Source organism: Sporosarcina sp. NCCP-2331 (assembly GCF_023707945.1).
Lineage (GTDB): Bacteria > Bacillota > Bacilli > Bacillales_A > Planococcaceae > Sporosarcina > Sporosarcina cascadiensis.
Genome location: NZ_BRCD01000011.1, coordinates 92,974 through 107,054, shown reverse-complemented (window position 1 = coordinate 107,054; position 14,081 = coordinate 92,974). Strand labels below are relative to the sequence as shown.

Annotated in this window: 13 protein-coding genes; 3 read left to right on the top strand and 10 right to left on the bottom strand. The window is 39.8% G+C overall.

What is annotated here, in order from left to right; all coding sequences use genetic code 11:
- From NCCP2331_RS08590 to NCCP2331_RS08575, 4 genes are read right to left on the bottom strand one after another with little or no spacing between them, the layout of a single operon-like run.
- On the bottom strand, window positions 1-981 hold the full coding sequence (locus NCCP2331_RS08590; RefSeq protein WP_285835516.1) for an ABC transporter ATP-binding protein: 981 nt from the start codon (window positions 979-981) through the stop codon (window positions 1-3).
- Window positions 959-1,987, bottom strand: coding sequence for an ABC transporter ATP-binding protein (locus NCCP2331_RS08585; protein ID WP_251670030.1), 1,029 nt, complete (start codon window positions 1,985-1,987; stop codon window positions 959-961). The genes NCCP2331_RS08590 and NCCP2331_RS08585 overlap by 23 nt, the downstream gene beginning before the upstream one ends.
- An 11-nt stretch (window positions 1,988-1,998) precedes the next feature.
- Window positions 1,999-2,943: an ABC transporter permease gene (locus tag NCCP2331_RS08580; RefSeq protein WP_251670016.1), complete on the bottom strand. Its 945-nt coding sequence runs from the start codon at window positions 2,941-2,943 to the stop codon at window positions 1,999-2,001.
- Entirely contained in the window at window positions 2,940-3,872 is a 933-nt protein-coding gene (locus tag NCCP2331_RS08575) for an ABC transporter permease (RefSeq protein WP_264879241.1), read from the bottom strand. The genes NCCP2331_RS08580 and NCCP2331_RS08575 overlap by 4 nt, the downstream gene beginning before the upstream one ends.
- Window positions 3,873-4,109: 237 nt before the next feature.
- On the opposite strand from NCCP2331_RS08575, the gene NCCP2331_RS08570 reads away from it, so the two are divergent.
- Complete coding sequence (locus tag NCCP2331_RS08570; protein WP_251670015.1) at window positions 4,110-4,658, top strand: GbsR/MarR family transcriptional regulator; 549 nt, start codon at window positions 4,110-4,112, stop codon at window positions 4,656-4,658.
- A gap of 551 nt (window positions 4,659-5,209) precedes the next feature.
- On the opposite strand, the gene NCCP2331_RS08565 is transcribed toward NCCP2331_RS08570, so the two are convergent.
- Together NCCP2331_RS08565 and NCCP2331_RS08560 are read right to left on the bottom strand one after the other, a co-directional pair.
- The gene (locus NCCP2331_RS08565; RefSeq protein ID WP_251670013.1) at window positions 5,210-5,491 is read right to left on the bottom strand and encodes a hypothetical protein; all 282 of its coding nucleotides are present in this window, start codon (window positions 5,489-5,491) and stop codon (window positions 5,210-5,212) included.
- A 454-nt stretch (window positions 5,492-5,945) separates the two neighbouring features.
- Window positions 5,946-7,589 (bottom strand): catalase, encoded by a 1,644-nt coding sequence (locus tag NCCP2331_RS08560; RefSeq protein ID WP_251670026.1) that lies wholly within the window; start codon window positions 7,587-7,589, stop codon window positions 5,946-5,948.
- Window positions 7,590-7,914: 325 nt separating this feature from the next.
- On the opposite strand from NCCP2331_RS08560, the gene NCCP2331_RS08555 reads away from it, so the two are divergent.
- Together NCCP2331_RS08555 and NCCP2331_RS08550 are read left to right on the top strand one after the other, a co-directional pair.
- Window positions 7,915-8,688, top strand: coding sequence for an SDR family NAD(P)-dependent oxidoreductase (locus tag NCCP2331_RS08555; RefSeq protein WP_251670010.1), 774 nt, complete (start codon window positions 7,915-7,917; stop codon window positions 8,686-8,688).
- A gap of 267 nt (window positions 8,689-8,955) precedes the next feature.
- A complete protein-coding gene (locus tag NCCP2331_RS08550) occupies window positions 8,956-9,807 on the top strand; it encodes a DegV family protein (protein WP_251670008.1) in 852 nt (283 codons plus the stop codon).
- Between the two features lie 56 nt (window positions 9,808-9,863).
- Here NCCP2331_RS08550 and NCCP2331_RS08545 read toward each other — a convergent pair whose 3' ends face one another.
- From NCCP2331_RS08545 to ltaS, 4 genes are all read right to left on the bottom strand, one after another.
- Complete coding sequence (locus NCCP2331_RS08545) at window positions 9,864-10,529, bottom strand: hypothetical protein (protein WP_251670007.1); 666 nt, start codon at window positions 10,527-10,529, stop codon at window positions 9,864-9,866.
- 245 nt (window positions 10,530-10,774) lie between these two features.
- Window positions 10,775-11,323: a hypothetical protein gene (locus NCCP2331_RS08540; protein WP_251670005.1), complete on the bottom strand. Its 549-nt coding sequence runs from the start codon at window positions 11,321-11,323 to the stop codon at window positions 10,775-10,777.
- A gap of 251 nt (window positions 11,324-11,574) precedes the next feature.
- Window positions 11,575-11,811 (bottom strand): DUF6429 family protein, encoded by a 237-nt coding sequence (locus NCCP2331_RS08535; RefSeq protein WP_251670003.1) that lies wholly within the window; start codon window positions 11,809-11,811, stop codon window positions 11,575-11,577.
- A 190-nt stretch (window positions 11,812-12,001) separates the two neighbouring features.
- Entirely contained in the window at window positions 12,002-13,957 is a 1,956-nt protein-coding gene (ltaS, locus tag NCCP2331_RS08530; protein ID WP_285835515.1) for a lipoteichoic acid synthase, read from the bottom strand.
- Window positions 13,958-14,081: the final 124 nt, after the last annotated feature.

Below are 14,081 nucleotides of genomic sequence, written 5' to 3'. Positions count from 1 at the left end.
TTATTTATTATATAAATGACATGCGACCCAATGATCTTTTTCCATTTCTTGCATTTCCGGAACTTGCGCTTTACAAATATCCATGGCGTGTGGGCATCTTGTTCTAAACCGGCAACCACTAGGCGGATGAAGCGGATTGGGTGGGTCTCCTTTCAACAAAATCCTTTCTTTACTTTCTTGGATTTTATTGGCACTTTTAATACTCGGGATGGCAGATATAAGAGCTTGCGTATAAGGATGAAGCGTGTTTTCAAACAAATCTTCACTTTTAGCAATTTCTATCATTTTCCCCAAATACATGACACCAACCCGGTCGCTAATGTATTTCACCATGCTTAAATCATGAGCAATGAATAAGTAAGTAAGCTCTTTTTCTATTCTCAAGTCTTCAAACAAGTTAATAACTTGTGCTTGAATTGAAACGTCTAATGCCGAAATCGGCTCATCAGCTACAATAAATTTAGGATCTACCGCTATTGCCCTTGCAATTCCAATTCGTTGACGCTGCCCGCCACTAAATTCACGTGGGTAACGCTTAATGAAATCAGGATTCAAGCCTACCTGCTGCATTAAAGCATAAACCAGTTCTTTTCTTTTCTTCCCTGAAGCTATCTTATGAGCATCAATTCCTTCAGCAATAATATCTAAAATACGCATACGCGGATTTAACGAAGTTTGTGGATCTTGGAAAATCATTTGAATTTCCTTATTCACTTCTTTCTTTTCATTACCTTGATAAGAATTGATCGCCTGCCCTTTGTAAATAACCTCGCCTTCAGTTGCGGGTAGAATTCCTGAAATCACTTTTCCCAAAGTAGATTTTCCACTGCCACTTTCACCCACTAATCCGAACGTTTCGCCTTCGAACACATGAAAACTGACATCATCCACCGCTTTAACACTTTCATTTTTATTCTGAGGAAAGTATTTCTTCAAATTTTTCACTTCTACTATTCTTTTATTTCCCGTCAGTTTCTTCACCTACTTTACTTGCTCTCAAATGGTTAACACCCGCTCGCTCGTCATGTAACCAACAACGAGAATAGTGATTGGATCTTACTTTAAACTCTGGCGGGATATGTTGTTCACATACTTCCATCGCATATTCACATCGGTCAACAAAAGGACATCCTTTAGGAGGAAAGAACAAATCAGGTGGTGATCCATCTATTGGAATAAGCCGTTCATTTTTATCCGTCGATATATCCGGCATAGATTTAATAAGCCCTTCCGTATATGGATGACTTGGATGTTTAAATATCTGATCGACCGGTGCTTTTTCAACCATCATCCCGGCATACATAACGATCACCTTCTCTGCTGTCTCAGCTACAACACCTAAATCATGCGTAATTAAAATAATCGACGTATCAAAATTAGCTTGCAAGTCTTTTAACAACTCTAATATTTGTGCTTGAATTGTTACATCCAAAGCAGTCGTCGGTTCATCAGCAATAACCAGTTCAGGATTACATGCTAAGGCAATTGCAATCATTACCCTTTGTCGCATTCCTCCGCTGAATTCATGGGGGTATTGCTCCGCACGCAATTCCGGATTAGGAATTCCGACTTTCTTTAAAATAGTAATCACTTGTTCTTTTCGCTTATTTTTAGGAAGGTTCGTATGTTCTTTAATACTTTCTTCAATTTGCTTTCCAATTTTCATAGTTGGATTTAAAGAAGTCATCGAATCTTGAAAGACCATACTCATTTTAGAACCTTTAACTTTCCTTAACTCTTTATCAGACATCTGTAGAAGATCTTCGCCATCAAATAAAACATTTCCATCTCTAATTTCAGCATTTGAAGCTGACATCAGCCCTGCGATCGTTTTCACAGTCACGCTTTTTCCGCTTCCACTTTCCCCTACAATCGCAACGATATCTCCGCGATCAACCTGAAAAGAAACATCTCTAACAGCTTTGACTTCACCGCCATGTGTTTTGAATACGACATTTAAATGGTTTACTTCCAGCAAGTTACCAATCACAATCCCTCCTACTCATTTATATTCGGATCAAGTGCATCTTGAACTCCATCTCCAAAAACATTAAAAGCAAACATTGTTATGGCAATCAGGAGACCCGGGAAAAACAATTGCCACCATTCTCCACTAAAAATCACATTCAGCGAATCATTCGCCATAGTTCCCCAACTTGCAAAAGGTGCTTGTACACCTAAGCCTATAAAACTGAGGAATGCTTCAGAAAAAATGGCTGTTGGAATGGTAAATGATAAATTTACAATAATTATATTTAACGTGTTTGGCCATAAGTGTTTCACTATAATCTTCCAATGAGGGGTTCCTAATTTCCGTGCCGCAAGTACATAGTCTTGTGTACTTAACTGTAAAACCTGTCCCCTAATGATTCTGGCCATTCCAACCCATCCAGTGGCAGCAAGCGCAATAATAATGGTAAATAGGCCTGGTTCCATCACAACGAGTAATAGAATCACAACTAATAAGTACGGAATCCCATAAAGTATCTCTATTAAACGCATTAAGAAACCGTCTATTCGATCGCCTATTTTCCCTCTTCCTGCCGCGTAGCCTGCGATTCCTCCAATAACGACACCAAAAACAATATCAATTAGCGTTGCAGCAAGTCCTACCGTAAGTGAAACTCTCGCTCCTAACCACGTTCTAACCCACATATCTCTGCCCAAGTCGTCTGTACCAAACCAATGTTCCGCAGACGGTGGTAAATTAGCATCTTCCAATACTTGCTCCGTATGACCATATGAAACCAAATGGGGACCGAAGATTGCTAAAAGAAAGATGAGTACTATAAATACAAAACCTATGACAGCCATTTTGTTTTTTAATACATTAATCACCGACTCTTTAAATACGCTAATGCTTGGACGCATGGAATCTTCAGCAAATTTGCCGTCTTTTTGTAACGGCTGAAATAAAGAATCATCAATTTCTTCTTTGCTCATTTTCCATCCCCCTCACTCGTTAGCTTGATTCTTGGATCAATTACTCGATAAGACAAATCAATGATAAATAAGATAAATACTAATACTGCACTAAAAAATACTGTCGTTCCCATAATAACTGGATAATCCCGATTAAAAACGCTTTCAACAAAATATCTTCCAATACCCGGAATGGCAAAAATTTGTTCTATAACAAACGTTCCCGTAATTAAAGAGGCAAATAACGGACCAATGAAGGATACGACCGGTAAAATTGCATTTCGGATACCGTGAGACCATAAAATTTTAAATGTAGGAAGACCTTTGGAATTTGCGGTCATTATGTAATCTTGATTGAGAACGTCTAACATACTTGATCTCATAAACCGTGCAATTATGGCTAATGGTGCGACCGCTAATGCAATTGATGGTAAAACAGAATGCATCCACGTTCCCCATCTGGCAACCGGAAACAAAGGTATATCTACAGCAAAATATTTGATTAAAAAGGGGGCTAAAATAAAATTAGGAATCGATATTCCGATAATCGCAATAATGGTTGCCAGGTAATCAATGAATCTTCTGTGATTCAAAGCTGAAACAGTCCCTAAAATGATTCCAAATATCGAAGCCACGACCATCGCCTGTAATCCAATGAATGCTGAAATTGGTGCTCCTTGTTTTATAATGTCATTCACTGTTCTTGTTTCTGAATTCAAAGACACTCCTAGATCTAACACCAACATATCTTTCATGTATAAAGCATACTGAATGGGTATCGGTTTATCTAAGTTATATTTTGCTCTGACGTTTTGCAAAACTTCTTCTGGTAACGCTCTGGAGTCAGATGCAAATGGATCACCCGGGATAAATTTCATAATGACAAATGTCAATGTCGCAATTGCCCATATCGTCAACAGCATAGTGATGACTCGCTTTGCTATATAAATATTCACCACTCCTTTATTCTTTTATCAAAGCTATGATTTTTCTAAATGAATAAAAAAATACAATAAAGCTATTATAATCATAAACTTCGTGCAATTTCAAGTTTATATTGTACACAAAGTTGTTTCTTTTCTAACTTTTTTATACTATAATAAAATGCAAGTAAACTATTAGACACATATACGCTAGATTTCAATCGACATTTTCCGAAAAATTACTATAAATGGAATGTGATACTTATGGATAAAAATGATAAAATTAATTTAATAAAAAACAGAATTATTGAGCAAGTAGCCGAAAATGTGAAATCATATGGTCATGCCGGAACAATCGGAAAAGTAATGGCGATTATTCATTATGAAGGAAAACCAATGAACCTTGATGAATTGTCCGAAAAAACGGGAATGAGCAAGACAAGAATGAGTCAAGTGTTACGACAAATGAGTGATTTAAATATTGCGGAGAAAATATTTGTTAAAGGTTCACGGAAAGACACTTATATAGTCGAGGAAGATTATTACCAAACTTTTATATCATTATTGTTAAATAATTGGTTCACTCTTGTCGAACGAAACGTGCATATTGAAAATCGGCTATTAAGGGATCTAGCCCAAATCCTTGATGATGAATCATCATCAGAGGATGAAAAACAAACTGCACAAAAGTTATATGATGATTCTAAGGAATCCTTACAATACTTTGACTGGATTCGTAGATTAGCATTACTGTTTGAATCAAAAGAGATATTTAAATACGTGCCGATAATAGAGGATGAAAATAAAGAGTAACCAGCTCGGAAAACGCCAACCGAAATTCATCTCCCGCTTACATTAGTTTACATTTTTCAGGCACCTTGAAAAGGGACTTCTTTAAGAGAAATGTTAAATCTCCCGGGCCTACACGGGGGGACATACGCATGTATTAAAGAGTAATTATGTATTGTCTATGGGCAACCTGACCGAAATTACACTTCACCTTTCCATTTGTTCAGTTTTTCCTTCCAGAACATATGACTTTTTGTAAAGCCTCAGGAAGATCACCTTCAAGTTTTTCCCCCTTACTGAATCCATTCTTCTATCGCATTCTTCAGTACCTTGAAAGTGCCTCATTAAATCAATGACCACTCCCTTATAATGTGAATCACTTCCCTGCCCTCACAGCAAAGAGTTCAGTCGTCACTTTTCCGGCGGCATTAGTGCTGTTGATAATGCCAATTCCTTTAGCAAGGTATAAGCGGAGACGTCCAGGTATTTCAGAATTACTATATTTTTGAAAGTAACGGCTTTTAACTTTACGGTCTTTGCCGTATTTTCAACGAGAACTTTATAGTCATCAAAGCTCAACTTTCTATGAAAGTTGAGCTTTGCTTTAGCGGATAGGCTGCACTTAAAAAACAAGATCTGTGTGACCGACACCTGCCGACAGTATTGTATAAATACGTAAATGTCTCTTCTTTCTGCATGTAAAAAGTTTCTTTTGCAGGTTCGGTGAATGAAGGTGAATACGGCAGGATTAAGCCGCGCTTGGAGACAGGCCCCCATTGACAGCCGCCGCTGTACTGGTAGGCGCGGCATAAGAAAAGCCGAGAAATAAGACGATCATTGCGAATAAGTTTTTTCATTGGAATCTCCCCTCCTTGATAGTTGTCTACTTTCGAGTTTATGAGACAAGTAAATGGCGTTAGAGCCAGAGGGAACACTTTGCGGAAAGTAAGCCCGTAATATAAAAAAGCGCACCTTTTCGACACGCAGCACAAATAGCCCGATTGCTTCACCTTTTGAAGCAACGGGCTATCTATTTCTACAATCCAACTGAATTTGCGAGGACCACGGCAGATAATCATCCATACGTGAAGGATCCTAACGTCATAATACAAAGATAGACACAATATCAAAAGATCAGGAAATATAGTTAATTCAAATTGTATAAAAACACAAAATGTCATACAGCTCAAGATTCTGAATAGCATCTAAATATGAGGTGACCTGATATCAGGATTCACTAATACTGATATCACCTAAAAAAACTCCTACATCCGGTGATCCGGTGAATGTAGGAGTTTCAATATTACAGCTTTAATAAGGATCTGCCTCATGTCCTTGATCGACTGCGTCTTCTGCAGCCTCTTTCGCCTTCAGCGTTCCTTGTCCAAATTTCGTCTTTCCTGACTCACGACCCGGAACAATCTTTTCTTTCTTCGTGTCAAACGATTCTTCCATTACTCTCTCAATACCTTCTTTGACAAGGCGGCCATAATCTTTATCAGCCTGAGTAAAATGTTCCACCATCTTTTCTTGAATAAGAGAGTCACATCCAGCTAAAGCTTCCGAAAGATTTTTGATCAGCTCTTCCCGTTCCCACTCCTCGAACTGTCTAAATGTTTCACCTGCTTGCCCATAATTATTAGGACGTTCGATCGGCGCACTCATGGCAGCCGCGTTAAATGTCGGGCGGTGTAATGGTCTGTTGTCAGCATGCGCTTCCTCGAGCCCGCCAAGTAAGGATGGCTCATAATTGATATGCGGATTTTCATCCGGATCATTCGGGCCTCGATAATCCATCTGCCCGCGCTGTTGGTTCGTATGGACCTCTGTATTAGGAGCGTTGACAGGTAATTGCAAGTAATTGGTGCCTACCCGGTGACGCTGCGTGTCAGAATAGGAGAATGTGCGGCCTTGCAGCATTTTATCATCCGAGAAGTCCATTCCGTCGACCAGCACCCCGGTTCCGAAAGCAGCCTGCTCAATATCCGTATGATAATCTTTCGGGTTCCGATCTAATACCATGCGCCCGACCGGTAACCAAGGAAACTGATCTTCCGGCCAAATCTTCGTATTATCGAGAGGATCAAAATCGAGTTCCGAATGATAATCGTCGTCCATAATCTGGACAAACAATTCCCATTCCGGATAGTCCCCCCGCTCGATCGCTTCATATAAATCTTGTGTAGCGTGTCCAACGTTCTTCGCTTGGATCGCGTCTGCTTCCTCTTGCAGCAGATTGCGAATACCTTGTTTAGGTTCCCAATGATATTTCACCAATACAGCTTCCCCTTTTTCATTCACCCACTTATACGTGTTTACGCCAGACCCTTGCATGTGGCGGTAAGTCGCCGGGATGCCCCAAGGTGAAAATAACAGGGTAATGGTGTGCATCGCTTCTGGCGAGCGTGAAACAAAATCGAACATCCGCTGTGGATTCGGTATATTCGATACAGGATCAGCTTTGAACGCATGGATCATATCGGGAAACTTCATCGCATCCCGGATAAAGAAAATTTTCAAGTTATTCCCGACTAAGTCCCAGTTCCCGTCTTCTGTGTACATTTTCACTGCAAATCCCCGTGGATCTCGTGCAGTTTCAGGAGAGTCTTTCGCTCCTGCTACAGTCGAAAATCTAACCAATAGCGGTGTTCTTTTCCCCTCGCCTGAAAACACTTTGGCCCGAGTATATTTTTCCACTGGTTCGTCCCCGGCCTTGCCATACGTTTCAAAGTACCCGAATGCACCGGCACCTCTCGCATGGACGACACGTTCAGGAATTTCTTCTCGGTCAAAATGGGAGATCTTCTCGATAAAATGATAATTCTCAAGTGTAGCGGGACCTCGGTCACCAATAGTACGGATATTCTGATTATCTCTCACAGGATGGCCTTGGCGCGTTGTTAGTGTTTTACGTTGCATCTCCTGCTGATCCTTATTCTTTCCATTAGTGTTCATATCCAACAGAACCCCTCCTTCATTAATTCAATATAAGATTTCGTATCCTTCTCGAAAAGAAAATATTCACATACTAAAAGCCTTCCCCAAAAATGCGGAAAGAAACCATTTTTATTAGGAGAAAGTCTATTTGATTCAGTTTTTATGCTATGTACTCATCCTGATCGGAAAGCTCACACTTACTTACAGCAGAGAAATAGTTAGCCATTAAACTAAATGTTTGATTTAACTAGTTTTGGGGCGTATATTGTCTTAATGAAGGAAGCTAATAATGTACATGATTTAGTAATAAAAACAAATAATACTTTATGAAGGAGTGTTTTTCATGACAGGAATGATGGAAGGAAAAGCAGGATTAGTCACAGCATCAGGCTCAGGAATCGGCAGAGCTGCTGCAATCGCATTGGCAAAAGCAGGCGCAAAAGTCATGGTGTCCGACGTCAGTGAAGAAGCCGGGCAGGAAACCGTACAAATGATCAAAGATAACGGCGGTGAAGCGGCCTTTTTAAAATGTGATGTCAGTGACGAAGAGCAGGTAATCGCACTCGTGAATAAAACAGTTGAAACATTTGGCAAGCTGGACTTTGCACACAATAATGCTGGCATTAACAAGGGTCTTGTACCGATCGGTGAAATGGAAACAAAAGATTGGGATATTACACTGCAAGTAAATCTGTACGGCACTTTTTACTGCATCAAGCATGAAATAAACGCCATGCTGAAATCTGGCGGTGGTGCAATTGTCAATACAGCGTCAGGCGCTGGTATTGAAGGTTCACCGAACATGGCTCCCTACACTGCATCTAAACATGCAATTGCCGGTTTAACCAAATCAGTTGCATTGGAATACGGACAAAAAGGCATTACTATTAATTCCATTGCACCTGGTGCCACTATAACACCAGCAATTGAGCATTGGTCTAAATCTAATACCGAACAATACGAGGGAGTTCTGAAATCACTTCCAGCCGGAAGAATGTCTACGGCAGAAGAACAAGCCAATGCTGTCGTATTCCTATGCTCAGACCTTGCAAAATCAATCAGCGGCGTCACACTTGCAGTAGATGGCGGTTATACAGCGGGTAAAATGCAGCAATAAAGGGTGCCTGTGCACAAAACAAACGTGAAAGTTCAACCATTCACGTTTGTTCGAACTTTCATGAATGTTTAAACAAACATGATTGTTTCGTACACAGGCACCAAAAAAGATTTGGATCAAGCATACCGCTTGATCCATTTTTTTTATGATCCCGCTATCCCCTTCAATCATTTCAAATCTTTCGACATATCCCCGCCACTTTTACTGTATAGTTAAAGTAAATTTACTAAGCTGGATTAATAGAATGAAAGTTGGGGGCGATATCCATTGGGAAGAATCATTTTATCGACTGAGAGCGGAGCCGATCTGCCGGAATCTTTGGCAATAAAATATAATATTCAAGTAATACCCATGCACGTCATCATGGAGGGCCAAGACTATTTAGACGGCCATCTGCCCGTACAAGAAATTTACGATTATTATGACCGTACGAAAAAGATCCCTTCCACGTCGGCGACGAATGTCCATGAATATCAGGAGTTTTTCAAGAAGATTAGAACGGAATATCCTGACAGCGTCATCATTCATGTCGGGTATACGTCTAAAGCATCTGTTTCCTTTCAAAATGCGTTGCTGGCGGCGGAAGATGAAGAAAATATATATTTACTTGATGCGTTAAATGTTACAGGCGGATTAGCTGCAGTGGTCATGTATGCGGCTGCTTTGCTGGAGAAAGAACCCGATATTGCTCCGGCTCATCTGCTGGAAAGAATTGAATCAAAAATCCCTAAAAGCAGACTGGCTTTTCTTCCCGGCAGCTTGGATTTTTTAAGAGCAGGCGGACGAGTCAGCAATATGGCCTATCTTGGAGGGGCTTTGCTGAAAATAAAACCATGTATTGAATTAGTTGAAGGTAAGCTGGTTTCCACTAAAAAATATCATGGTAAAATGAGCAAAGTTGCTGAAAAGTTACTGCTCGATTATTTGCAGCAGTACGATATCGACCGCCAGCAAATTTACTTTATCTACTCCATCGGACTCAGCGAAACGGTCAAACAACGAATCAATGAAGTGGCATATGAAATGGGATTCGAACAGAGTATGTGGATTGAAGCGGGTGCTATGATTTCTACACATTCCGGGCCCGGAGGATTTGGGATAGCGGGAATAGAAATGTAACGTCAAAAAGGTACCTGTTTTGCACAGGTACCTTTACATATGGCTCAGCTCACAAATCACCGATTCAGTATGCTGTGCACAAAGCTCCAGGATTCAGCATCAGTCAGCTCATCCATTGACACTTCAAGATCTCCGCCTAAAAAGACTGTCTCCTCCTGAATCGCGACGACCATCGCCTGAATGACTGGTTCACTATAGTTACATTGATACACATCGCCTATTTTAGGTGTATACGATCCAGGCATACTGATTTCCGGCTTTTCCTCTTCCTGTTCCGTTAAATAATTTGCATCGGGATATTCCCTATCAATAATAGTCGCGCCTTCCTCTAGCCCCGGTATCATAACCCAATACTCGTTATGTTTTATTCCGTTTGATTTATTGCTGATGACACCATTCGCTTCAATAGAAGACACCATTTCTATCGCATGAAGATGGTGATGATCCAAGGAATCCGGCTGGGGATTGATGATTAAAATGTAATCGCCAACTTTGGCCTTCACGTCTTTGTGCAATGTGTAGCGTTTATGGTTCACCATAAAACTGTCCATATGCTTTGGTTTATACAAAGTAATTTCTTTAGCCGTTGCGAGCTGCTGTTCAAAATCTTCAAGCCGAATCAAGTGAATGGACTGCTTAAAAAAAGCTTTCACCGAATAAACTTGATGCAGCTTATGGTTATAATAAACGAATTGGCCTTTTCTGACGTGTATTAGATTCAATGTAAGTCCCACCTTGTAAATTTTTGATTAGTAATCATACTTTTTCAGCTGCTGTTTTCACGCTCTAACTTACGAAATTTACTGCATGCAGCAAGTTCCATAAAATTATATGTAGTCTGTGCTTCTTTCCAGAAATTCATTCAGATGAGTGAATGTCCAGATGCTAGTTCTCTTACACTATAGAAAATCCCGTCAGTTCTAAAATGACGGGATTTTCAATAAGGATTCACAGCTATGATGGAAAATTATTTCCCTGCTTTAACAGCTGCAAGTTCAGTCGTCACTTTTCCGGCCGCATCCGTGATTTTAATCATGCCGATTCCTTTAACGAGATACACCCGGGAACCGTCCGGATATTTCAGAATGACTGTATTTTTAAAAGTACCGGCTTTTACTTTTACAGTCTTTGCCGTATTTTCAATGAGAACTTTATAGTCATCAAAGTGATCACTTTGCATGAAAGTGGATCCTTGCTTTAGCGGGTAAGGCGTACTTACAAATACAAAATCCGAATAACCTAAACTGGCCGACAGTCCGAAATTGTCTTCAATATATACTAAATTGGCCAAATCGGGATAGTGCTGACTCTTTTTATTGTGTAAATACGTAAATGTCCCTTCCTTCTTCACATGGAATGTTTCCTTTGCAGGAGCGGTGAATGAAGGTGAATAGGTCAGGATTAACCCATCGTCTGGAGACAGTCCGCTGTTCACTGCCGCGGAAACCGTACCAGCGGGCGCAGTATAGGAAAAGCCGAGAATTAAGATCATAATTGCGAATAAAGTTTTTTTCATTGGAATCACCCTTTTCTTGTTGGTTGTCTACTTGGAAGTTTATGAGACAGGCACTGCTGTTAGAACTGGCCGAGGAACAAACGTATTTATACATAAGCTAATAATTGCTTGTAATTTAAAGATACCCGCTACATCTTTCTATTAAACTGCCATTATAAAAAAAATAAAGCAGCCCGGAATCATTCATCGGACTGCTTCTGTTTAATTATGGTGGCTGTTCTCAAAAAGGAACCATTTATCTGTGACATCTTTCATCTGTCTACTTGATACTTTTTCCGCAAATACTCTGCTTTTTCAATGCCTGCCTTTGTCAGATAAACTGATTTAGAATGATTGCTTCCCCTAATCAGATCATCCGCCTGCAAATCATCCAAGGAACTGAACGGATAACCTTTCCAACTTCTTTTTATTCCATCAGGCAGCTCATCCTCTTCCCATGATGTCAAATATAGCAATAGTAAAACCAATTCATCAACTTGCTTATACATCCTATCCGCCCTCTCTTTATAATGCTTTTATCGACGGCTATACCTGCGTATCGATCTTACGCTAATTATTTCTGGTTTGTTTGTGAACGTGATACCTTACCCTGCTGAATTAACAAAACAAAAGGTACAGAACAAGGTCTCACCCTAGTTCCATACCTCTTAGTGTATGATGCAATAAAACTTTTTTCAATCATTCTTCAGACTCAACAGCCGCATCTTTCCCATAATTGTACTGAGCAGGATCAACCGGAGTAAATCCTTTAGGCGTATAGAATCTCAATAAATCACCATTCACCACTTTATCAGATAGCCCCAATTTATAATCCACTTCTTTTTTGACAGCTTTAGCAGACTCCACTTGATCGTCATCCAACAGTAGTCCTGTTTTACTGTCATAAAATTTGTCATTGATTGAATAAATCGTCGGGCTGACAAATCCGCCATTTCTAAACGGCACTACTTCATTATGTTCGTCGGAAATTAAATCGGAACCAAATTGAACATAGTTTTTCGTATCAATTCCCAATAGATGCAATAACGTCGGCAGAAGGTCTGTCTGTCCGCCATACGTATGGTCAATTCCACCCTGCATTCCAGGTACATGTATGAACAACGGGACGCGTTGTAAATCAGCACTTTCAACTGGGGTAATGTCTTTCCCCATAATTTGTCCCATCGCTTTTTTATGATTATCTGAAATACCATAATGATCGCCATAGAGAACAATCATCGAATGATCATATAAACCCAGCTCTTTTAATTGATCGAAGACTTCTTTGATGGCTTCGTCAGTATAACGCGCGGTTTGGAAATAATCATCAACGCTGACATCTCCCGTATTGGCTTTATCGATGGTAACTAAGTCCTGATCCATTTTATAGGGATAATGATTTCCTACCGTAATAAACTTCGTATAAAAAGGCTCCGGCAGCGAACGCAAGTAATCCTCCGATTGCTCATAGAAAGGTTTATCCAGCAAACCATATTCAGCCATATCTTTTGCAGAACTAGTATCGTAATAACTGGCATCAAAAAAGTGATCGAAGCCAAATGATTTATACATGGCATTCCGGTTCCAAAAACTTCCGTTATTGCCGTGGAATACAGCCGATGTGTACCCAAAATCCTTTAGAATAGCAGGAGCCGACTGATACGTATTTTGTGCCTTCGTAATGAAAGCAGACCCTTGAGGCAGCCCGAATAACGAGTTTTCCAGCATAAATTCCGCATCAGAAGTTTTCCCCTGGCCTGTTTGATGGAAGAAGTTATCGAAATACATGGTATTCTGATCTTTTGTCAAGGAATTTAAAAATGGCGTCACTTCTTCGCCGTTTAATTTGTAGTCAATCAGAAAGTTCTGGAACGATTCCAAATGTAAGTAGATGACGTTCATTCCCTTTGCTGCACCAAAATATTTTTCATTCGGTTCAGCGTAGTTGGCATGCGTATAGTTGATCACTTCTGTACTATCACTGCTGTCCGCCAAAGCCCGCTGTGATGAGGCAGCCATCGTTTCTACAGAGTCATAAATCGAATAGTTATACATTCCTAAATACTTCACAATATAGTTTCTGTCAAAACCCCGTGTTAATAACTGTGGGCGGCTCATTTCCGCCAGTCCCAAGTTTATGATGGAAACGACTAATGCAACAGCAACAATGGCTATTGCTCTTTTATGTCCAAAACGATTGGTTTCTTTATGAATTTTTTTTGAGAACCTCAGATAGAACATCACAAATACATCCACAAAAAACAGAACATCATAAGGCTCCAATAAAGTCGCAATACTTCCGCCTAAATCCCCGAAGTTCTGTGTCTGGAAAAGTGTAGGCAATGTAATGAAATCAGTAAAGAACCGGTAATACACTACATTCGCATATAAAAGAACAGACATCAGCAGATAGACGACAACGAGAGCTGTATATTTTTTCTTTCCTCTAAATAAAAATGAAATTCCCAAGAACAGCAATGCAGAACCAAGTGGATTTAATAGTAAAAGGAAGTGCTGGAAAGGTCCTTCCACACCCAGTTCAAACTGAGACAGTTGTGTGATATATGTTTTCATCCATAACATTAGAACAGCTGCTGCATAGATCCCTAAAAAGTTGTTGACAAAATCATCTTTTTTATTTCTGAGATATATCATTCTGCACCAACCTTTTATTTATTTTGTAGACAGTAAATTCAAAAAACATTACTTTACTATATCTTTACACTCTAGCTTTTGTAGATTACTCCCATTTTACATTTTCGTCAAGTAATTAAGACCT

Excerpts from the sequence above, each read along its gene's own strand:
- NCCP2331_RS08580 (WP_251670016.1), bottom strand. The coding sequence starts at position 2,943 with ATGAGCAAAGAAGAAATTGATGATTCTTTATTTCAGCCGTTACAAAAA.
- NCCP2331_RS08570 (WP_251670015.1), top strand. The coding sequence starts at position 4,110 with ATGGATAAAAATGATAAAATTAATTTAATAAAAAACAGAATTATTGAG.
- NCCP2331_RS08565 (WP_251670013.1), bottom strand. The coding sequence starts at position 5,491 with ATGAAAAAACTTATTCGCAATGATCGTCTTATTTCTCGGCTTTTCTTA.
- NCCP2331_RS08560 (WP_251670026.1), bottom strand. The coding sequence starts at position 7,589 with ATGAACACTAATGGAAAGAATAAGGATCAGCAGGAGATGCAACGTAAA.
- NCCP2331_RS08555 (WP_251670010.1), top strand. The coding sequence starts at position 7,915 with ATGACAGGAATGATGGAAGGAAAAGCAGGATTAGTCACAGCATCAGGC.
- NCCP2331_RS08540 (WP_251670005.1), bottom strand. The coding sequence starts at position 11,323 with ATGAAAAAAACTTTATTCGCAATTATGATCTTAATTCTCGGCTTTTCC.
- NCCP2331_RS08535 (WP_251670003.1), bottom strand. The coding sequence starts at position 11,811 with ATGTATAAGCAAGTTGATGAATTGGTTTTACTATTGCTATATTTGACA.
- ltaS (WP_285835515.1), bottom strand. The coding sequence starts at position 13,957 with ATGATATATCTCAGAAATAAAAAAGATGATTTTGTCAACAACTTTTTA.